Origin of the sequence: Mucilaginibacter kameinonensis (genome assembly GCF_003675385.1) — a bacterium.
Classification (GTDB): domain Bacteria; phylum Bacteroidota; class Bacteroidia; order Sphingobacteriales; family Sphingobacteriaceae; genus Mucilaginibacter; species Mucilaginibacter kameinonensis.
Genome location: NZ_RCWZ01000001.1, coordinates 1504340 through 1527339, shown reverse-complemented (window position 1 = coordinate 1527339; position 23000 = coordinate 1504340). Strand labels below are relative to the sequence as shown.

Here is a 23000-nt window from a genome sequence, read left to right as displayed (position 1 = left end):
GGCGAGGGCCAGTTAATTTTGCGGTTCAGGCCTGATAATTTTAATTGATTATGGAGTTAAGACAATGAAAGCTTTCTCATTTAATATTATTCGAATCCCCGATGTCAGGGCATAAAATCGCTTTTAAATAAACCTACGGATACAAGCGTTGGGTTAAAGCGGGATGATTCAATTACCAGCCTTACTTTACCGGCAGTAACCGGCTTGAAGTTCAACAAGCGTTTGTAACCCACAGTGGTGCCGGATGTAATCTCTGTCCATTTATCATCCTGAAGGTACTGTAGCGAGAACTTCTCTATCCGCTGGCCCTTGGTGATATCTTCCTGCAATTGCAGCACATTAAAAGATACCGGAACAGCCGAATCAAATTCAATTACAGCGGTAGAATCCTTCCCCTTGGTTGTCCAAAATGACGAACCCTGCCCGTGCACGAGCGCATTATTATTGATCCCGTTTGGGCAATGAACCGTAAAGCCTTTCAACAGGTTATTTTTAAAAAGTGATTCGCGTAGTTCAGTCCAATCTTTCAGGGCTTGTACATCGCTATCTCTAATAAGGCCCCTTGTATCGGGAGGAATGTTTAGCAACAATAAACTATTGCGGCCAACCGAGGAAAAATAGATATTCAGAAGTTCCTTACCGGTTTTAACCTTTACGTCTTCTGCCGGGTGATAAAACCATCCCGGCCTGATGGATACATCGGTTTCGGCAGGATACCAAACCAATCCTTTCGCACCTTTCAGCCTGTCGCGACTGCCGAGGTCCTCACCCGCTTTATAAACCACTGGCTTTACCATTACATCCTTTTGCGACGCGTCGGCTATTTTCTTTTGTTGTTGCTCATCAACCGGTAATACACTCCATTCGGTTAACCTGCCTTTACCAGTTTCGGTACCAACCCAGCGCACATCAGGCCCTTGTATGGCAATTACTGCTTGAGGTTGCAACCTGCGGATCAGCTTATACCAACTATTGAAATCATAAACCTGCTTTTTACCATTCGGGCCTTCGCCGTTCGCACCGTCAAACCATACCTCATCTACCTTGCCATAATTGCTGAGCAGCTCTGTCAGTTGGTTTTCAAAATAGGTATTGTATTTAACCGAATCACCATAGTACGCCGAGTTTCTATCCCACGGCGATAAATAAACCCCGAACCCAACACCATACTTTTTACAGGCGTTGGCTACTTCCTTAACAATATCACCTTTGCCGTTTTTATACGGTGTATTTTTAATGCTATGCTCAGTAAAGCGGCTTGGCCACAGGCAAAAACCATCATGATGTTTGGCTGTGATGATCACCTGTTTTATACCTGCATCCTTAACGGTTTTAACCCATTGCTCGGCATTGAGTTCAGTTGGGTTAAATTTCGAGATATCTTCTTTTCCATCGCCCCACTCCTTATTTGTAAACGTGTTAATGCCGAAATGAAAGAACGCGGTAAGCTCCAATTGCTGCCACCTCAATTGCCTTGGAGATGGCGTTACATGAGCAGCTTTATAAATTATATCCGCCTCTTTATCGCCGGGCGATATACTTGTAAAGCTGCCGTTTTGCGCATGGGCAGCACCGGCCAGCAGTAATAATGGGAAAATTAGCTTGTTAAAAAATGGCATATTATAATGATCAAATTACTTTAAAGCTTTACCGTGCAGCCTGTATCGGCGCACGGTAAAACTCTAATTTATTTAATTAATCCACCCGTCGTTTTGTTTAAGGTTAGGGTTTCTTTGGGTTTCAACCAAAGGGATAGGCCAGTTGTAAATGTAATCGCCCTGGAACGAGTAGGTGTATACATTGGCACCCCAAACCTGTTTTACGCCATTGCCGGCATAAAAAACTTTGTCTTTCCATGATTTCCAACGCAATTCATCAAAATAGTTGATCCCCTCGTTAGGGAACTCAACCCTGCGCTCGTTCCTGATGCGCTCGCGCAGGTCATCCTGCCCGGCTACCGCTGTGGCTGCACTTGAATTTAATAAGCCAACCCCTGCCCTTGTCCTTACTTCATTTACTTTGGCAACTGCTTCTGAGGTTAAACCCTGCTCATTAAGTGCTTCGGCCCACATTAACAACACATCAGCATACCTGATGATCGGGAAATCTGTTGGCCCGTAAGAGCGGTTAATGGTTTCAGAAATACCTTCGTAAACAAATTTCCTGTACAGGTAATAAAAATAGCTTTGCGTATCTGTACGCAGGTCGCCACCAATAGCAGCCTCTGCACGATAAGGCCAACGTGAGGTAACAGTTGCATTTAATGAGTTATAGGCACCATTATAGGTAGAGTATGGTGTAATCACATTAGCCGCCAAACGTGGATCGCGGTTGGCATACGCTTTAAGGATCCTTTCTTCGTTACCGGTTGGCAGGTATAGATTCATTGCCGCGCCCCTGGTTGTAGCTGCGGTAATCTCGGCAGCGGTAAGGTTATTCCTCAAAAAGAAAACCTCACGTTGCGCCGGTGTAAGACTTGAGTATCCAGGCAATACCGTATCCCAGTTAAAGTTTGAGCCATCAAGATTTTGGTACAGATCGACAAGGTTTGGCGATACAAGGTATTGGTTCCAGCATGACCCAAAAGATGAACGGGTACCGCAAAACCATTGTGTGGTTGAACCATAACCGGTTGTGCCGCCACCCGCAACGGCAACGTTCTGGATAGAAAATATCATTTCGCTGCATTGTTCATTGGCTGCTTTAAACAAAGTTACATAATTGGAGAAAAGCGCATACCCAGCCGATTTTACCATATTAAAATCAGCCGCGGCCAAATCCCATTTTTTTAAGTACAAATAAGCCTTGCCGCGTAACGCGTATGCCGCCCCCTTGGTAACATGACCGTAATTGGCTGCGCCTGCCGCGTAGATCTGTGGTAAATTGGGCTCATTAATGGCATCGGTTAAATCGGTAACAACCTGGTTCCAAACTTCAGTTTCTGTTGAGCGTGGTTTTGTTGCTTCATCTGCCGTAAACGGCTCAAGGTAAATTGGCACGCCTTTCCACAATTGGTTTAATCTCAGGTAAAAATACGCACGTAAGAACTTGCACTCGGCAACGTACCTGCTTTTTTTGGCAGCATCCGACGGCGATTTCAACGGTATGTTTTTGATGGCATCATTTGCGCGCTGAACCCCTTCGTAAAGGTTTTGCCAGGTACTGCTAAAAAGCGAGTTACCTGTAGTGATGGTTCCCGACAGCATAGATTCCTGGCTTCTGTATTGGCCGGTATAGGCAAACCTGTCAAACATATACAATTCCAGCTCGCTGTCGCCGCCTGTGTTTTCGCCAAGCCTTAGGGCCTGGTAAACCCCGGTAACACCCAAATCGGTAAAGTTATCGGTTGTCCACATGGTAGATGAAGCCACGGACGAATATGGTGCTGTATCAAGCAGGTTCTTTTTACAACCTGTTACAATAATTACGGTAAGTAATGCTATAAATATCTTTTTCATCATTTTTCTCCTTAAAAAGTAGCGTTTAAACCAACTGAATATTGACGCATGGTTGGATATCCCACACTTGCCCCTATTTCAGGGTCAAGACCAGGGTACTTGGTAATGGTGAGTAAATTTTCGGCCGCTACGTAGATCCTTATCCTGTTCATGGCCCATTTCTCCGAAATCCGTTTAGGGATAGTGTAGCCTAACTGAACGTTTTTAAGTTTCACATACGATGCGTTATACAGGTAGAAATCGCTGGCTACAGCGGCATTCTGCACATCGGATGTATTTTTTAACCTTGGATAATGCGCGCCTGTATTATTTGCAGCATCGGTAGGATTAGCATCATTATAGTAGTAATGATTGTCAGCAACAAGTGTGCTGACCGCGTTACCTAATGATACAATAGAGTTGTTGTAGCCTATATCATTCCAGTAATAGTACATACCAAAGCTACCTGCCCATATCATAGAGCAATCAAAACCTTTGTAAGCAACATTGAATTGCAAACCTGCATTGTATTTAGGTACTGATGATTTTTTGGTGAGCTGTGCATCATAGCTGTTGCCGTAAATACCATCATTATTGGTATCGCCGTAAATTAAATCGCCGTAGTAGATCTTGGTTTTTCCGATACCATTACCCGGCTGAAATTTATAACCGGCATCTATCATGCTTTGCAGCCATGCCATATCCTGCGTAGTGCGGATCATGCCATCTTTCGGACCACCGTTTTTGTTTACCGTTCCGTCGGCATTATAGTAGCTGCCATTTCCTTTATAAACCGGGTACAGGTAGTACTCGTTAATAAGATGTCCTTGTATCACCCTTGTTGTGCCACCGCTGGATACCTGTCCAATATTTGACGAGTATACAGAAGCGCCGCTTGCATCAGTAGCATAACCTTCCTGCAAGGTGCCCTTATATTTTTCAACCCGGTTAAAGTTGTAGGCAAAATTACCCGACACGTTGAAGGTTAAATCGCCGGCCTTGCCATGATATCCCAGGGTAACCTCAATACCACGGTTTGAAATTTCGGCAATGTTTTGTGTAGCGGCAGTCGCGGTACCTACTGTTAATGGTACTGTTGGCGTAAATAAAATGCCGCTGGTATACTTCCGATAGGCATCTATCTCAAAGTTCATTTTGCCTTTAAACAGCGATCCGTCTAAACCGATGTTGGTAGTTGTGGTAGTTTCCCATTTAAGGTTTTGATTGGCTGTTTTTGACTGGATTAAACCTGTTACCGCGGCGCCGTTAAATGAATATGCCGTGGTACCATAAGTAGCCATATAATCATAATTACCTAACGAGGCAGATGAGTTTAGCACGTTATTACCGGTTTGGCCCCATGATGCCCTCAGTTTTAAATTACTTACATAATTGTTGATATTCTGCATAAAGGGCTCTTCCGAAATTCGCCATCCTGCAGCAAAGGCCGGGAAAAAGCCCCAACGGTTTGCCGGTGCAAATTTTGAGGAACCATCATACCTGAACACCGCTTCCAATAAATAGCGTTGCTTGTAATCATAATTCAACCTGCCAAAAAACGACCTGAGCGAATAATCATAAGCATCACCGGTGGCGGCTGTTGGTGTTGTTGACGAGCTAAGGGTAGTTATTGTAGGGTCGATAAGGCCTAACTTGGTGGCATCAAAATAATAGTAGTTGTAATAATACTGGTCAAAACCGCCTAATACACCAATGTTATGATCTTTGGCGATGGTGGTATTGTATCGCAAAACAGCATCCCAGGTAAGCAGGTAATTTTTATTAAAATCATAGTAAGTGCTCAACTGTGCCGGAGCTGCTGCTGCCGATTTTAAAGTATTGGTTGAAAAATCCCAACGCTCTAAGGGAATGGTAAAGGAGTTATTTTCCTCGAAACGGGTTTGATAGTTAAATTTAGTTTCAAGCACTAAGCCTTTGTACAAATTAACATTTGCAAAAATTGTACTGTTAAACCTCGATTCCTGGTCGCGCCCGCCGGTGCTGTTTAAATAAGTAAGGATGTTATTAGCTGTTGATGATTCCTCGGGTGCAGATGGGAAACCATATTTACCATTATAATATGGATATACGCCCGGGGTGGTTTGCCTTAAATAGTTAAAAGCATTGCTTGTACTGGCCAGCCCGTAAGTTTGTAACGATGCGAAGGTTTGGGTACCAACAGTTAAAAACTTGGTAGCCTTTGTTTGCAGGTTAACCCTGAACTGATATTTGTCAGATCCGGTATTTTGCATAGTACCCGGGTTACCGTTATATCCGGCCGATAACAGATATTGCGTGGTTTCGTTACCGCCGTTCAGGGCTATGTTATGGTCTTGCAGTACATTGTTTTGAAAGATGGTTTTGGCCCAGTTTGTATTTGGGTAAGCGATGTAATTAGGAACGCCAATAGCATTTAAACCATTGGGATCGGCATCGGCTTTTTGCCACTGAGCAATGGTAGCATCAGTATAAACCGGTGTTTGGCCCAGGTTTCTGTAACCTTCATTTACCAATTGCATGTGCCTAACGTAGTCGGTTACAAACGAAGGCATGCTGGTTGGATTAGTTTTAGATGCTATTCCGCTATAGGTAATTGTAGTTTTGTTTTTACTGCCCTTTTTAGTGGTTACTAAAATTACGCCATTAGCTGCCAGGGATCCGTATATAGATGCAGCAGCCGCGTCTTTCAGTATCGAAATACTTTCAATATCATCGGGGTTAACAGCATCCAAAGTACCCTGGATTCCGTCAATCACTACCAGCGCGTTATTGTTGTTTAGCGTACCCAGGCCCCTGATGCGGATAGTAGCCCCATCGGCACCCGGTTTTCCCGAACTTTGCATCACCGATACCCCCGAGCTTAAACCTGTTAATGCCGATGAAACGTTAGTTACGGGACGATTTTCTAAATCCTTTGCGCTAACCGTAGCTACCGAGCCCACAACATTTACCTTCTTCTGTGTTCCGTAACCTACAACCACCACATCGTTAAGATTGGTGCTTTGCTCGGCCAAAACAACATCAACTACTGAAGCATCCCCGGCAACTTGCTCTTGCGTTACAAAGCCTATGTAGGAAAATACCAATACAGCTTTATTATCGGATACGTATAAGCTGTAAGTTCCTTTACTATCGGTAACCGCCCCTGTGGCTGTTCCTTTAATTTTAACACTTACACCGGGCAAGCTAATGCCTTTGGTATCTTTTACTGTACCGGTAATCTTTTTTGTTTGGGAATAAGCATTAGGAATAAAAATAACGAGTACTGCCATTATCGCCAGCATGCTTTTAAGGCGTTGTTTAGCTATACTCAGTTTAAAATAACTGCATAAGTAAATTTTATCCATTTTGGTTCATTTTGATTTGGGAGTTTTATTTAATTGTGATCGTTTAAAATGGAGATCAGGTGATAATTGAACCGCTATCACTATGGTATTTAAGCATGCGGTCAATCCAGCCCGATCGTTAAGCAGGTCAATGAATCTTCATCTCTTTCATGGTTTGTTTATTTTTGGTTTAAACAAAACTGACTGAAATGGCCTGTTTGACAGGGGTAATATTCTAAGGAAATTGGGGGAAAATCCTAAATGGTGCAGGATTTGACGTGAATTGGAGTAATAGCCCGGCAGTTTTGCGTATTTAAATTCAGTATGGCCAGATGTTCAAAGACAGGGAGTCTTGGAGCTGAAAAACATTTTTGTCCCCTCAGGGTCCCTGAGGAAACGTAAGCGCGCCAGAGATGAAGAGCACCTATCATAAAAATAAAAGAACACGGAGGACATCCGTGTTCTTTTAAATATACTCAGAGCTTATACCCTCGGTTACTTCCAAATAGATTTGAATGCGGTTTGCTTCAGGGCGATGCCTTTAACAGCGATACGATCAAAAGGCTTATTGGGGAAAAAGATGGTAGTCATGGTGGTAAGCCCTTTATCAGCAAAAAGTTCTACCGAGGTACCGTCAATTACCAATGTCAGGTCGGATGTTTTTGTTGTGGCAAACCTTGGCGCAACAAAACGGCCTTTAAAATCTTTCTGAAAATCAACTTTACCGGCCTTTGTTCTGTCGATATAGTATTGGTTGGCTTTTTTATCGTAACCTATCACCAGCTCTTCGCCAAGGCTGTTGGATAGTGTTACGGTATAATCGTTAATTGATACGATATTCGCCTTTAGCAGGCATTGAGCAGGTAATTTTCCGCTTACTATGCCTTGTGCACCTGCAACAATATTTTTCAACTCACCTACCGGAACTGAAGCCAGCAATAATTCGCCATTCACTTTTCTCAATGCCAAATCTCGCGGAATGGTCATAGCGTTACGCCATTTTTCGGTAGGCACCTGGTTGGCATATTCCCAGTTACTCATCCAGCCTAAAAATATTTTGCGTGCGCCGGTATTGCCCCATGTTATGCCGGCGTACTCATCCGGACCATAATCAAGCCAGCGGGTTTTGGTATCAACAGGAGTAAATTTATTACCATCAAACTGTCCCACAAAATACTGTGTTGCCGAACCGCCATTTGGTCCGCCGGGATTGATATTAACAATGAGTACCCAATGAGTTTTACCATCAACCTTTAAAGGGAACAGATCAGGGCATTCCCAAACACCACCATGGGCACCTATCTCCAATCCAAACTCGCTTTCCTTTTTCCAGTTTTTTAAATCAGGGGCGGAGTAAAACGTGATATGATCTTTAGTAGCCAGCGTCATCACCCATTTCTTTTCTTTTGCATACCACATCACTTTGGGGTCGCGAAAATCTTTTATACCGGGATTTCTCAGCACCGGGTTGCCTTTGTACTTAGTCCAGGTATTACCATTATCCAAACTATAAGCAAGGCTTTGATTTTGAAATTTATCAGTTCCTTCCTTTTCGCCTTTAGGATCATGATGCGTGAAAATGGCCACCAACGGCATCTTACCCTTTTTACCAAAGCCGCTTGTATTGTTTGAATCAACCACGGCGCTGCCAGAAAATATATAGCCCAGACTATCAGGATACAGCGCTATCGGCTTCTCCTTCCAGTGTATAAGATCTGGACTGGTTGCATGCCCCCAGTGCATTGGCCCCCAGGTTGATCCTTTAGGATAATATTGAAAAAACAGGTGATAGGTATGGTTAAAATAAACCATGCCGTTAGGGTCATTTGTCCAATGTTGTTTTGGCGAAAAATGGATCTGCGGACGGTATTGTTCCGAATAAGTTTTTGAGGCTGAATCCTGGGCCTTACAAATACAATTTAAGGCGATAATGAAGGTCAGCATTAACAGGCCAAATTTTGTTTTCATAATTTAAGTTTTAATAGGTTACGCGTTGGCAGGAAATACAAAACTTATAAACTTATTTAAATTTTACTGCATATACTTCGTTGTTGCTCAAATAAAAATTCAAAAAAGTTAACTCTGGTCGAGATTCGTGACTCTTTGCTCAACCAACATCTCATTAAAACATTAGCAGCTCCTATTTCGGCATCGGAAAAGCAAGTCCATATTTAACGATATCCATACTTATCGATGATTTGAAGCGCTTAATACCCGGATTGTTAAAAAACAACTCATGCGTAAGCGCCTCATATTCCTTCATGGTAAACACCATGATGATCAGCATAAAATCAACCTCGCCTGTAACATAATAGCATTGCTGAACCTGGGGCGTTTTCCTGAAACGCTCTTTAGTTTCGTTAATGATGGTTACCTTATCGGTTTCCATTTCTACCTGGACAACTATGGTGATTGGCGAACCCAGATACTCCGGATCAATTATCGAAATATCCTGCCGGATCACACCTGTTTCCCTTAGGCGGGTAATACGCCGTTGCACTGCCGGTGCCGAAAGCCCAATGGCCTCGCCTATATCGCGCTGAGATACCGTATTGTTCACCTGCATCATCTCCAGGATCTTATGGTCGAGCTTATCTAATGGTTGCATTTCTCAAAAATGAAATAAAATTGCAAAATACACCTCATTTTTAATCAAAAAATGCAGGATTTACGCACTAATATTGCAACTCAATAAGGCAATAATGAAAAACATCAATAAAGGAATATTTATGGCGCTGGCTGCCGCCATGCTGTGGGGAGTATCCGGCACGTGCGGGCAATTCCTTTTTCAGAAACGCGGTATCAGTGTAGAGTGGTTAATGTCGGCAAGGATGCTGTGTGCAGGTGCTTTGTTGCTTGGAGCGGCAGTAGTTAAAAAAGATCGTGATATCCTAAAAATATGGACTGATCCTAAAGACAGGATTAAGTTATTGTTATTCGGGATCCTGGGCATGCTTACCGTACAGTACACCTATTTTGCGGCCATTAAATATTCAAACGCGGCTACCGCTACCATTCTGCAATTTTCGGCGCCGGTACTTATTGCCATTTACATGGCCTTGCGGCATGGTCACAAATTATCCCTTATTGAATATATTTCCGTAACCCTTGCTGTTTCGGGTACATTCCTGCTGGTAACACATGGTAACTTTCACGCGTTCAATATCTCTCCACTGGCATTCGGACTTGGTATGGCTTCGGCAGTAAGCCTGGCAATTTATACGCTTATGCCGGTACCCTTATTAAAAAAGTACAGCCCTATAAGCGTTATAGGCTGGGGATTGTTTATTGGCGGTTTGGCTATTTCATTTTTTAAAGCCCCGTGGAATTATGATGGTGTATGGGATAGCTATACCTACATGAATACCGCCTTCGTGATCATTTTTGGCACACTGATCCCATTTTATCTTTACCTCAATGCAGTCCACCTTATCGGCGGACAAAAGGCCAGCATCCTCACATCAGCAGAGCCGCTTTCAGCTACATTCATCGCGGTGTTTGTTCTTGGCCTTTCATTTCAATTGATTGACTGGATGGGGACCTTGCTCATCATTGCTACCGTTTTTCTGCTCTCACTTCAGAAGAAGAAAGTACTGAGCTGATCATTCCGTCAGACCAACCCGGTAAGTATTTTCGGTATAGCTCACTCGCTCCTTAAACTCTTTACCGGGTTTGTCAACGCAGCTTTTACCGCCTGGAAACTTATGGTAATAAATGCAATAAGGATAGCCATGCCGCCGGCCAATACAAATACCCACCAGGTAATATCAATCTTGTAAGCAAAATTCTGCAGCCATTTGTGCATGAAATACCAGGCCAACGGCGCGGCAATAGCAATGGCTAATTTTATGCCTTCCCACCCCTTCCCGAAAAGAAGCACCTGTTCTTCCATCAGCAATTAGGCAAAATGCAGTCCCCCCTTCCAAAACGAGCGCCCTGCTGTTCGCTTTTAGATAATGGTCATAAATTGCACACAAGACAGGTTAATTGCCCGCATCAATCCTGACGCCACTTCATTTTTTATTGTAATTATTACACCAATAAATTATTAGTGTGATAAAAATTACATAATTTTAAATTCAATTAAACTTAACATTGCCAATTCGCCCGCTTCATAATGAAAATGAGATCCTCGGTAAAATAGCAAACGGGGATACCAGGGCCTTTTCTTGCCTTTTTGATTCCTATTATAAGCATCTTGGTCAGTACGTTTACCGCGTTACAGAATCTGCTGAAGCTGCCGAAGAAATTGTACAGGATGTTTTTGTGAAGATTTGGGCCAAGCGACAGGATCTGACAGCGATTGACAGTTTTACCAATTACCTTTTTATCATAACCCGTAACCGCACCTATCGCTTTTTAAAAGAACGGGCCAGTGCACACCTCAAACAGCAGGAATGGGAAAGGCAATACCAGGAAGAGTTTCATTTGCCCGACAATATCTCACCGGAAGAGAACCTGTGCCTCGTGATTGACAGGCTGATTGAAAAGCTCCCTCCCCAGCAAAAAAAAGTTTATGAGTTAAGCCGCGTTGGGCTTTTAAAGCATAGCGAAATTGCGGATATGCTTTCCATTTCAACAGAAACGGTCAAGAAACACATTATGGCTGCCAATAAATTCATAAAAGAGAACCTTTCGGAGAAGAACGACCTTGTTTTTCTGTTGTTTGTTATGGGATATGCCCACTTTTTGAAATAATTTATATTTTTTTAAAATCTGACTACCCCTTTTTGATTTTTTATGACTCTTTAGCTGTAGAAGAACATAAAAAATGTCTGAAAGATTACCTTACTTATTTCATCAATATTTTAACAAAACCGCTACACCCCAAGAGCGCGATGAATTGATGCAGCTCATCAACGAACCGGGTTCAGAAACCGAGGTGTACGGATTGATGGAAGAAGTATTTAAATCGCACCAGTTTGAAGAGGACCCCTTCCCCGCCGGAGCCCGCGAAAGAATGCTGGATATGGCATTGGCCGGTTATGCTCAGGCTGATTCAGATAACAATATTGTCCCGATTAAAAAACGCTCAAACGCGCTGATCTATGCCGCCGCGGCTATCGCGGTATTAGCCATATCGTTCGGTTTGTATCAATATCGCCTCAGAAAAAACGACGAAGCCCTTGCCGCTAATAAAGCACACCAGGACGTTAAACCTGGTGGTAATAAAGCAATATTAACACTTGCCAACGGTGCTAAAATTGAACTTAACGACGCGCAAAATGGCAAGCTTGGGCAACAAGGTAATACAGCCGTGGTTAAGTTGGCCAACGGCAGTCTTGCTTATGTACCCGGTGGCTCAACAACCGGGGCGCCGATGATCAATACGATGTCTACCCCAAGAGGCGGCCAGTACCAGTTACAGCTACCCGATGGAACAGCAGTTATGCTTAATTCGGAATCCTCTATTTCATATCCAACGGCGTTTACCGGCAAAACAAGGAACGTTACCGTTACAGGCGAAGCCTATTTTGAGGTGGCAAAAAATAAAAAGATGCCTTTTATAGTGAGTTACGGCAGTCAAAAGGTTGAGGTGCTTGGAACCCATTTTGATATCCGCGCCTACCAGGAGCAGCCGGGCAAAACCACACTTTTAGAAGGCTCCGTCAAAATATCTAACGGCAACGAGAAACAGATCCTGGTGCCAGGGCAGCAGGCGGTTTTTAATGCCAACTCCAAAAAGTTTGATATAAAAACAGTTGATACAGAAGATATAGTAGCCTGGAAAAATGGCTTGTTCCTGTTTGACAATACTGACCTTGACCAAGTGATGCTGGAACTGTCCCGGTGGTATGATATTGATGTTGTTTATAAAGGGCCTAAACCTACCCTGAATTTTACCGGCGAGGTAAAAAAGAGTAACAACCTTTCTAAAGCTTTCAAGATCCTGGAATCAACAGGTGGCGTAAAGTTTACGATAGAAGGGAAAACAGTTACCGTAGAAAAGAAATAACCATAATTTAACCAATAACCAATTAACCCAATAAACTTAAAAACATGAGCATACACCCTAAGTAACTTCGGTAAAGGGTATCTGAAAAAGCAAGCCCCTCCGGATTCCGGCCAGAGAGGCTAAGTGATTGGATCAACCCAAATTACAATTGTAACCATTGATTTTAAACTTAACCCAAACATTCAAATGTATGAAACATCTTCTACATTCTAAAGCCCCTATGCCCATAGGTCAGGGGGCAAATGAGATAAACCTACGCGATAGTTATTTTAAACAGGTATTACGGATAATGAAACTCACGGGCGTCCTTTTGTTTGTGCTTACCATGCACCTTAGTGCATCTACTATGGCGCAAAAAGTCAGCCTTTCCAAAGAAAACGGTAACCTTAAATCGGTTTTAAAGGAATTGCGAAAACAAACCGGGTATTTGTTCATGTACAATAACCAGGTTATAAAAAAAGCGCTGCCAGTATCTATCCATGTTACTGACACAGAGCTTAGCAAAGTGCTGGCTGAAATATTCAAAGATCAGCCATTAACTTACGAGCTGGATGATAACACCATCATTATCAAGGAACCAGCCCAAACGGCGAGCAATGGCCAAGCAGAAAAGCCGGTTCCGGTACGCGTTACTGGTAAGGTGGTTGACAAAAAAGGCCTGCCCATTCCGGGGGTAACCGTACAGGTTAAAGGCGCGTCAACCATTACCTCAACCGCTGCCGATGGATCATTTACCATCAATGCTGAAAAAGGCAGCACACTTCAGTTCCGTTTTATCGGGTTTGAAATGAAAGAGGTAGTGGTAGAGAGCCAGACATCGCTTACAGTTGTACTTAACGAGGATCAGAAAGGCTTGAACGAGGTTGTGGTTGTAGGTTACGGTACCAGTACCAAAAAGGAACTGACCAGCGCCATCTCAACCGTAAAATCTGAATCATTCAACGCCGGTGTTGTTGCAACCCCTGCCGACCTCTTGGAAGGTAAAGTTGCCGGTTTAAATATCACTAACGATGGTAACCCTAACGGAACAGCAACGGTTACGCTTCGCGGACCTTCATCATTACGTGCAGGAGCAGCTTCTACCCCGTTTTATGTGATAGACGGCGTTCCGGGTGCTGACTTTAGTTTGGTAGCTCCTTCAGATATCGCCTCTATCGATGTTTTGAAAGATGCTTCTGCATCGGCCATTTATGGTACCAGGGCTACCAACGGTGTAATTATAGTTACTACCAAGAAAGCCAAATCGGGCCAGTTACGCATGACCTACGATGCTTATGCTTCTATGCAAAAGATTTCCAACAGGTTTGAAGTAGCTACTGCCGATCAGTTAAGGGCTTATGTGAAAGCAAACGGTCAAAGTTTTACACCAGCAAATGATAACGGCGGCAATACTGACTGGGGTAAGGAAATAGAACGCAATACAGGCTTTTCGCAAAATCATAACTTATCATTTGGCGGCGGCAGCGATAAAACAACTTTCGGTGGAAGTATCAACTACCTCGAAAACCAGGGTATCGTAAAAGGAAGCGGACTGAACCGTTTTGTTGGCAGGCTGAACCTATCGCAAAAAACACTAAACGACAAACTAAAGCTTGATTTCTCACTGAGCAATTCGGTAACCAATTCGGATTTGATCATCAATGATATCCCGCAAACAACTACCAATGGTCAAAACCCCAACTTGTTTAAATCAGTTGTTCAATACCTGCCTACCCGCACAATTTACAATGCAGATGGCACTTTATACACCGACCCTACTTTGTTGATAGGTTATAACCCGGTTGGCCTCATCAAAAATGATACTTATAAACAAAAAATAAACCTGTTATTGGGTAACGTAAAAGGTACATTAACCTTGCCTGCAGGCTTCCTGTATAACTTTAATCTTGCTTACCAAAGCCGCACAACCAATAACAATACCTACCATAATTCGGCATCGGAACTGGCTCAAAACCTGGGTGGCCAAGCCATTCGCTCAACTTATGAGGATACCAAAAAGCTGTTTGAAAACTACTTAAGCTACGTGCATAACTGGGGTAGCAATGATTTCAAGATCCTTGCCGGTTATTCGTACGATGAAACCACAACAGGTAACGGCTTCCAGTCATCCAATCAAAATTTCGTATCGGATGATACCGGTTATAATAACCTTGGTTTGGGTACCCCTCCTGCCGGTTATCTGGTTAACTACGGAACCGTGCAGGTTGAAACGCTTCGCCTGATCTCGTTTTACTCACGCGTTAACTACAGCTACAAAGGCAAATATATTTTCCAGGCTTCTTTAAGGCGTGATGGTTCTAACGCGTTTGGTGCCAATCATCGTTGGGGTTACTTCCCTGCCGGATCTGCCGCATGGAGGGTGATCGATGAATCGTTCATGAAATCGCAACACTTGTTTGACGATCTGAAAGTGCGTGTTGGTTATGGTAAAACAGGTAACTCACAAGGTTTCCCGGCTTACACTCCGCTAACCCAATACGGAACAACAGGCAGCTTCTATTATAATGGCAACTATATCGGCGCTATCGGCCCTACGCAAAACCCTAATCCAAACCTGAAATGGGAAGCTACTGCCACCATAAACGCGGGTATCGATTTCTCTTTATTCCAGGGACGACTTGGCGGATCTGTGGATATCTACAACAAGAAAACTACAGATATGATCTCGGTGATCCCGGTATCAACAGTTACTAACCTGGTATCAACCTTAACTGCCAACGTAGGTAGCATGAGCAACAAAGGTGTAGAGATAGCACTTAATGGAACTCCTGTAAAATCGGGCGCGTTTAGCTGGGATACTTACGGAAACATTGCCTTCAACAAAAACAAGATCACTTCATTGGGTGTAAACCTGTCAAAAATTTATGCAGGTTACCCTGAGGCGCCTGGCCAGAGCGGGATCCACGTATCCATCATCGAGGCCGGTTATCCGCTGGGCGAATTTTATACCCTTAAGTATTTAGGCAGAACCAATGGCGTTTCAACTTTCCAGGGTGCTAATGGTCAGCCGACCACTACGCCAACAAGTGCCGACCAGACTTATGCCGGCAACGCGCAACCTACCTATACTTTTGGATGGGGAAACAACCTGAACTATAAAAACTTCAGCCTTAATTTCTTCTTCCGTGGTCAGGGTGGTAATAAAATTATGGATGCATCGCTTGCAAGCTTTAACCAGCCAACGCAGGCCTCGGCACACAACGTACCTGTGTTAACCTTAAGCGAGCCGGGTAATGATGTAAATGCCAACTTATTCTCTACAAGGTATCTGGAAAGCGGCACCTTTGTACGCTTAAGCAACGCTACACTGGCTTATAAATTTAAGGTTCCGGGTAATTATATCCATGGTGTAAGGGTTTATCTAACCGGTACCAACCTGTTCATCATCACCAAATACAAAGGTGTTGATCCGGAGTTGAACCTGAGCTTAAATAACCAGGCAAGCGGGCAATTCATTGGGGTAGATTACAATAACTTCTATCCTAAAACACGCAGTTACCTGGTTGGTGTTCAAGTAGATTTATAATTAACCATTAAAGATCAAACAAGATGAATCGTATTAAACAACATATAGTTTTTAGTTTTTTAGCGGCATGTATGGCTTTGGTGGCTTTACAAAGCTGCACCAAGCTTGATGTGGTACCTGTATCAACGCTTACCCCGGCAAACTTCCCTAAAACCCCCGCGCAGTTTGTGGCGGCAACAGGGCCAATTTATACTACCTTTCGCGGCACTCCGGGACGTAACCTATGGCTTACTTTAAACCTAAGTACCGACGAAAACGTACTGGTTGCCCGTGGTGGTAACTGGCTTGACGGCGGTACTTATTCAACCCTTAACCTGCATACTTATACCCCTGATAATACCATATTTGAAGACGACTGGACATGGGGTTTCTCAACCATCAGTACCTGTAACCAGGTGTTATCATTATTTTCGTCGGTGGCAGAAAGTGCAGCTAAAGACCAAACCGTAGCCGAGATAAAAACCATGCGCGCCATGGCATACTTTTACATGATGGACCTGTTTGGTAATGTGCCTATCTCCAAAAGTTTTGGCGATACTACCAATTTGGGAACCCAAACCCGTGCACAGGTGTTTGCCTTTGTTGAAAGCGAGTTATTGGCCCAGATCCCCAACCTGAGCAGTACTGTTGACGTATCAACTTATGGCAGGCCTACAAAGTATCTTGCATACACCATACTGGCAAAAATGTATCTGAATGCCGCTTATTACATTGGTACACCAAGATACCAGGACGCGGTTACCATGTGTGATAACGTGATTAAAGACAACAAATACGCTTTGGATGCCGATTACCTGGGGATGTTCAGGCCAAATAACGGTCCGCAGATAAAGGATTTCATTTTTGCTATCCCTTACGATGGAAACCTGGCGCAGGGGCAATACTATGCCCGGTGGACACTGCACCCGGCCCTAAAAACCAAGTACAGCCTGCCTTATGCACCCGATGGGCCAATGTATACCTTCCCAACCTATTATGCGCTTTTTAACGACGCTAATGACGTGCGTAAAAAACAATACTTAACCGGGAAGCAATATTACAACGACGGTACGCCTATCATGATTACCACCACCAACAAAGGTTTGGATGATAATTATAGCGGATCTGATCCGGGTGGTGTAGTGAAACACCAGTTAGAGTTTACGCCTGATATCATCTGGAGAAACAAAGCCACATTTGATATAGGCAATGATGAACTTGCCAATGAAGAAGGCTACCGTAACAACAAATTTTATCCGGACAGCACTTCTACCTCACGTAACCAGGGTAACGATGTGCCGATGTTCAGGTATGCTGATATATTGCTGATGAAGGCCGAGGCTATTTTAAGAGGTGCTACCGCCACCAATGGCGACTCGCCTTTAACGTTGGTTAACCAGGTGCGCAGCCGTGCAAAGGCGGCTTCATTAGGTTCTGTAGCACTTTCAGATATCCTTGATGAGCGCGGACGCGAATTTGCGGTTGAGTGGTGGCGTCGTAATGACCTGATCCGTTTTGGACAGTTTGAAAAAGCATGGGGTATAAAAACAGATGCGGATCCAAACCACCGGATCTTCCCGATACCAAATCCGGAAATTCAGTTAAACCCTAAATTGAAACAAAACCCGGGCTATTGATAATCCATAATTAGTAATCCCCGGCTGGAAACGGCCGGGGATTTTATTACGGGTAATTTTTTGATGAAAGTGATTACTTTAACTGCCGCAAACTTTAATTATAAAGAGAGTGGCTATGTAAAAGCCTTTATAAATATGATGAGAGCAATCCTGTTATTCCTGTTTTCCGCAACCCTGATCAATGTTGCATCCGCGCAGCAAAAGGTTTATAATATTAAAAAGCTGGGCGCGGTGGCCGATGGCAAAACCGACAATGTCCGTGTCATTCAGGATGCGATTGACAAAGCCGCCGAAGCGGGTGGAGGAACTATTTGGATCCCGGTTGGTAAATTCGTAACCAGTGTTATTCACCTGCGATCGAATATTGAGTTACACCTTACCGCAGGCGCTGAATTGTTAGGTTCTGCAAAACGCATTACTTACGGTCCCGAAAAGGCTTCTGCGCTGATTGTTGCAGAAAAGCAACAAAACATTTCCATCACCGGAAAAGGTACTATTGACGGGCAGGGCGATGCATTGATCAAAGATATTTACCGGATGCTGAACAATGGCACGCTAAAAGATAAGGAATGGAAAACCTATAACGACTGGCACCAGCTGCGCCCTGAAGAAGATAACAGGCCTAAGCTTATTGTATTTGAAAAGTGCGACAAGATCAACCTTAAAAACTTTACCATTAAAAATGGATTGTGCTGGATCCAGGATTACAGAAGCTGTACCAATATGGTTATTGACAGCATTAACGTGATCAGCAATACATTTTTAAATAATGACGGGATTGACCTCGTTGATTGCAAAAACGTAAAACTCACCAATAGTTTTTTTAACGTAGCCGACGATGGGATCTGTCTGAAATCATCCGACCCACAAGGCGCTTGCGAAAATATATACATTGCCAATTGCAAGATTCGTTCAAGCGCCAGTGCCTTTAAAATGGGAACCGCATCATGGGGTGGTTTCAAAAAAATAACCGTTCGCGATATTTATGTGTACGATACCTTCCGCTCTGCCGTGGCCATTGAATCGGTAGATGGTGCTATTATCCAGGATATCGATATTAAGGGTGTTATAGCTAAAAACACAGGTAACGCCATATTTATCAGGTTGGGCAAACGTGCCAAAACAAGGCCAGTAGGCGAGATCAGCCGCGTTTACATAGGCGATGTCAAAGTTGAAGTACCGGCCGGAAAACCGGATGCAGGCTATCACGAAGAAGGTCCGCTGGAGCAATTTGCACACAATATTTTCCCATCTTCGGTTTCCGGGATCCCGGGTTCGCCGGTTAGGGACGTTACGTTGGAGAACATCGACATCACCTATAAAGGCTCAGCCAAAAAGCAAACGGCGTTTTTCAACATCGATTCTTTAACCAGAGTGCCTGAAAAAATCTCCTCATACCCTGAATTTTCCATGTTTGGCGAATTACCTGCATCAGCCTTTTATGCGCGGCATACGGAGGGACTCAACCTGAAAAACATCCATATCAATTACACCGGTCAGGATTTCCGTACACCGTTTGTTTTTGATGATGTGAGCGAACTGGCTGCCGATAAAATCAATGTATCTGGCTTTAAAACATTGCCCCTATTGTATTTAAATAATGTTAAGGTTAAATTATTACAGGATATTCAACCCACCGATAAACGCGAGCAGATCATAAAAACCAACAACCCTAAAACTTCAAATTAAATGAGCTGTAAAACAAAGCTTTTTATTTGTGTATTGCTCGGCGGTATGTGTTTAACAACAATAAATGCCCGGGCACAGCTAAACGTTCAATCATCTTATGCTTTAATAAAAAGGGTTATACCCGGTAACGCGCAAAAGTTTATTGTTCAACCACTTCCGGCGGCAGACGCCAAGGATGTTTTTGAGGTAGAAGGTGCAAAAGGCAAAATCATATTAAGGGGCAATAACGGTGTGGCTGTGGCGTCCGCCTTGTATTATTACCTTACCGAATATGCCCACTGCCAGGTTACCTGGAACGGTACAAACTTAAACCTGCCCGTAAGTTTACCCATGCCGGCTAAAAAGATCCGGAAAGCTACGCCATATCAGTATCGCTATTACCTTAATTATTGCACCTATAGCTATAGCATGAGCTGGTGGGACTGGAAACGCTGGGAGAAAGAAATTGACTGGATGGCCCTGCATGGTATTAATATGCCATTGGCTATAACCGGCCAGGAATATGTATGGGACAAGGTGTACAGATCCATGGGTTTCAGCAATAAGGACATGCAGGATTTTTTTACCGGTCCGGCATATTTTGGCTGGTTTTACATGGGCAATATCGATCAATGGGATGGCCCGCTACCTGCAAGCTGGATAAACAGTCACAAAGACCTGCAGGTAAAAATATTACAGCGTGAGCGTGAACTTGGCATCAAGCCTGTGCTTCCTGCATTTACCGGGCATGTGCCTGCATCGTTCAAAACGCATTTCCCTAATGCCAAATTGAAGCAAACCAATTGGAAAAATGGTTTTGCCGATACTTATATACTGGATTCGGAAGATCCTTTATTTGCCGATATCGGTAAAAAATTCATCCAGGAACAAACCAAAGTTTACGGTACCGATCACCTGTATTCGGCAGATACATTTAACGAGAATGAACCACCATCTAACGATCCAAAATTCCTGTCGGAACTAAGCGCGAGGATTTATGATGGGATGAAAAATGCGGATCCCAAAGCTGTTTGGGTAATGCAGGGCTGGCTGTTTTTCAGCGATCGTAAATTCTGGCAAAACGAGCAAATCAAAGCTTTATTGAATGCCGTATCTAACGAACACATGATCGTGCTGGATCTTAATACCGATTATGAACCGGTTTGGAAACGTACCGAAGCTTTTTACGGCAAACCCTGGATCTGGAACATGCTGCACAATTACGGCGGCAATAACAGTTTGTTCGGGAGGATAGAAGCTGTAGCCGCACAACCTGCACAGGCGCTAAATGATCCCAAATCGGGGCGGATGGTAGGCATTGGCTTAACCATGGAAGCCATAGAGCAAACGCCGGTGCTTTATGAGTTAATGACGCAAAACACCTGGCAAAATAAACCTGTCAACCTAGATGAGTGGCTGCCGGCCTATCTCTTCAATCGCTATGGTGTGAAAAGCAAAGATGCCGTGGATGCCTGGCAAACCCTCAGGACTACCGTTTTCAACGGCAAAGATATCCGCGATGGCGCCGAATCGATCATTACAGGCAGGCCAACCCTTGATTCTGCCGCTGTATGGACCCGTACACATCTAAACTATAACCGTAAGGACTTATTGCCCGCCTGGGATAAAATGGTTGCAGCTATACCGGCATGCAAGCAAAGCAGCGGTTTTAATTACGACCTGGTTGATGTAACCCGGCAAGTGCTGGCAAACTACGGCCGCCCACTTCAGTTGAAATGGGTGAAGGCTTATCGTGATAAAGACCTTAAATCTTTTGAGCAGTATAGTAACGATTATATCAACCTGATAGCTGACATGGACAGGCTGTTGGCCACTCAAAAGGATTTTATGCTTGGCCCCTGGATAGCCGATGCCCGCAATTGGGGCACTAACCCGAGTGAAAAAGCGCTTTATGAAAAAAATGCCCGCAACCTGATAACACTTTGGGGCGATGCTGATAGTCCGCTGCATGAATACTCGTGCAGGCAGTGGAGCGGTTTACTCAATGATTTTTATAAAACACGGTGGCAAAAGTTTTTTACGCTGCAGAAGGAATCGATCGAAACAGGTAAAGAACCCGACTTTAAGCTCTTTGACAAATCGATAAGTAGTTGGGAATGGCAATGGGTTAATTCATCCAAAGCATATCCTGTTACGCCTGTTGGTAACAGCACATCGGTTGCACAGCAGCTCTATGAAAAATACAGAACAGCAATGGCTAAGGATCTTGAATAATGGAAACGAATAATACAAGCAAATCATCGGATAACCCTGTAAAAAAACCTGTACGACTGTTATCATTAGATGCGCTCCGTGGTTTTGATATGTTCTGGATCATGAGCGGGGAAGGTGTTGTACACGCGCTTGCTAAAGCTACCGGCTGGCCATTACCGGTATGGATGTCGGGGCAGCTGCATCATACTGTGTGGAACGGTATTACTTTTTATGATATGATCTTTCCGCTGTTCCTGTTTATTGCAGGCGTATCTATGCCTTACTCCATGGGAAGTAAAGCGGCAAAATATGGAGTAAATCATCCGCATCTATTACCCTCAGCGGCAAAGGGCGAAATTTATCGCTCCATGATCAGGCGCGCTGTGATTCTGCTTTTTTTAGGCATGGTGGTTAATGGGCTGTTTAAATTCAACGGCTATGAAAACACCCGCTTTGCCAGCGTGCTGGGCCGCATCGGGCTTGCCTGGTTTTTTGCAGGTATCATTTATCTGAATGTTGGTACCAAAGGTCAAATTCTATGGTTCGGTATTTTGTTGCTGGGCTATTGGGCAGCTATGGAATGGATCCCTGTACCGGGTTATGGGGCCGGGGTTTTAACCATGAATGGCAGCCTGGAATCTTACATCGACCGCTTGCTGCTTCCCGGCAGGCTGCATGATAAGGTACATGACCCGGAGGGTGTGCTATCTACCATCCCGGCAATAGGTACAGCCATGTTGGGGATATTCACCGGCCAATTTTTAAAGCTTGAATCAGTAAAATGGCCTATGTGGAAAAAGGGGGTAAGCTTATTCGTGGTTGGTTTGCTCTTTATTAGTGTAGGTTTACTTTGGGATCTGTTTTTCCCCATCAACAAGCGCTTGTGGAGCAGCTCTTTCGTGCTGTTTGTTGGTGGTTGGAGCCTGATTTTCCTTTCGGTATTTTATTTAATTATTGATGTTGCCGGTTTCCGCAAATGGGCTTTCCCTTTTGTGCTTATCGGCGTAAATTCGATAGTGATCTACCTTGCCTCCGAAGGAATGATAGATTTTCAACATACCGCAAATTATTTCTTTGGCGGTATCATTAGCCATCTTGCCCAAAACTGGCAGCCGGTATGGGCAGCCATATCTGTGGTTTTAGTGCAGCTAACACTGCTTTATATTTTATACAGGAATAAGATTTTTCTGAAAATATAACTTACGATTTGCGCCGTTGATTCGATAACGGCACAGATCATTTTACATTCGGATCGCC

General features: G+C 43.8%; 14 protein-coding genes. 8 read left to right on the top strand and 6 right to left on the bottom strand.

Annotated features, from left to right (window positions below; translation table 11 throughout):
- Positions 1-104: 104 nt before the first annotated feature.
- The 5 genes from EAH55_RS06785 to EAH55_RS06765 form a co-directional block, all read right to left on the bottom strand.
- Positions 105-1619: an alpha-L-fucosidase gene (locus EAH55_RS06785; RefSeq protein ID WP_121808948.1), complete on the bottom strand. Its 1515-nt coding sequence runs from the start codon at positions 1617-1619 to the stop codon at positions 105-107.
- Positions 1620-1691: 72 nt separating this feature from the next.
- Positions 1692-3458, bottom strand: coding sequence for a RagB/SusD family nutrient uptake outer membrane protein (locus EAH55_RS06780; RefSeq protein ID WP_121808947.1), 1767 nt, complete (start codon positions 3456-3458; stop codon positions 1692-1694).
- 11 nt (positions 3459-3469) lie between these two features.
- Positions 3470-6784 (bottom strand): SusC/RagA family TonB-linked outer membrane protein, encoded by a 3315-nt coding sequence (locus EAH55_RS06775; protein WP_121808946.1) that lies wholly within the window; start codon positions 6782-6784, stop codon positions 3470-3472.
- 474 nt (positions 6785-7258) lie between these two features.
- The gene (locus tag EAH55_RS06770) at positions 7259-8731 is read right to left on the bottom strand and encodes a glycoside hydrolase family 32 protein (RefSeq protein ID WP_121808945.1); all 1473 of its coding nucleotides are present in this window, start codon (positions 8729-8731) and stop codon (positions 7259-7261) included.
- 172 nt (positions 8732-8903) lie between these two features.
- Positions 8904-9371 carry an Lrp/AsnC family transcriptional regulator gene (locus tag EAH55_RS06765; protein WP_112573113.1) on the bottom strand — a complete coding sequence of 156 codons (468 nt, stop codon included), beginning with the start codon at positions 9369-9371 and terminating at the stop codon, positions 8904-8906.
- Positions 9372-9465: 94 nt separating this feature from the next.
- Between EAH55_RS06765 and EAH55_RS06760 the strand changes: the two genes are divergently transcribed.
- On the top strand, positions 9466-10365 hold the full coding sequence (locus EAH55_RS06760) for a DMT family transporter (protein WP_121808944.1): 900 nt from the start codon (positions 9466-9468) through the stop codon (positions 10363-10365).
- Positions 10366-10406: 41 nt separating this feature from the next.
- On the opposite strand, the gene EAH55_RS06755 is transcribed toward EAH55_RS06760, so the two are convergent.
- Positions 10407-10655 carry an ABC transporter permease gene (locus EAH55_RS06755; protein ID WP_208644802.1) on the bottom strand — a complete coding sequence of 83 codons (249 nt, stop codon included), beginning with the start codon at positions 10653-10655 and terminating at the stop codon, positions 10407-10409.
- A 203-nt stretch (positions 10656-10858) separates the two neighbouring features.
- Here EAH55_RS06755 and EAH55_RS06750 point away from each other — a divergent pair, with 203 nt between their 5' ends.
- The 7 genes from EAH55_RS06750 to EAH55_RS06720 all read left to right on the top strand — a co-directional run bounded on the left by EAH55_RS06750 (position 10859) and on the right by EAH55_RS06720 (position 22942).
- A complete protein-coding gene (locus EAH55_RS06750; protein WP_162996768.1) occupies positions 10859-11461 on the top strand; it encodes an RNA polymerase sigma factor in 603 nt (200 codons plus the stop codon).
- A gap of 73 nt (positions 11462-11534) precedes the next feature.
- On the top strand, positions 11535-12719 hold the full coding sequence (locus EAH55_RS06745; protein WP_121808942.1) for a FecR family protein: 1185 nt from the start codon (positions 11535-11537) through the stop codon (positions 12717-12719).
- 190 nt (positions 12720-12909) lie between these two features.
- A complete protein-coding gene (locus EAH55_RS06740; RefSeq protein ID WP_121808941.1) occupies positions 12910-16245 on the top strand; it encodes a TonB-dependent receptor in 3336 nt (1111 codons plus the stop codon).
- A gap of 23 nt (positions 16246-16268) precedes the next feature.
- Positions 16269-17861, top strand: coding sequence for a RagB/SusD family nutrient uptake outer membrane protein (locus EAH55_RS06735; protein WP_121808940.1), 1593 nt, complete (start codon positions 16269-16271; stop codon positions 17859-17861).
- Between the two features lie 63 nt (positions 17862-17924).
- Complete coding sequence (locus EAH55_RS06730; protein WP_244228105.1) at positions 17925-19550, top strand: glycoside hydrolase family 28 protein; 1626 nt, start codon at positions 17925-17927, stop codon at positions 19548-19550.
- Entirely contained in the window at positions 19551-21764 is a 2214-nt protein-coding gene (locus EAH55_RS06725; RefSeq protein WP_121808939.1) for an alpha-N-acetylglucosaminidase, read from the top strand.
- Positions 21764-22942 (top strand): acyltransferase family protein, encoded by a 1179-nt coding sequence (locus EAH55_RS06720; RefSeq protein ID WP_121808938.1) that lies wholly within the window; start codon positions 21764-21766, stop codon positions 22940-22942. The genes EAH55_RS06725 and EAH55_RS06720 overlap by 1 nt, the downstream gene beginning before the upstream one ends.
- Positions 22943-23000: the final 58 nt, after the last annotated feature.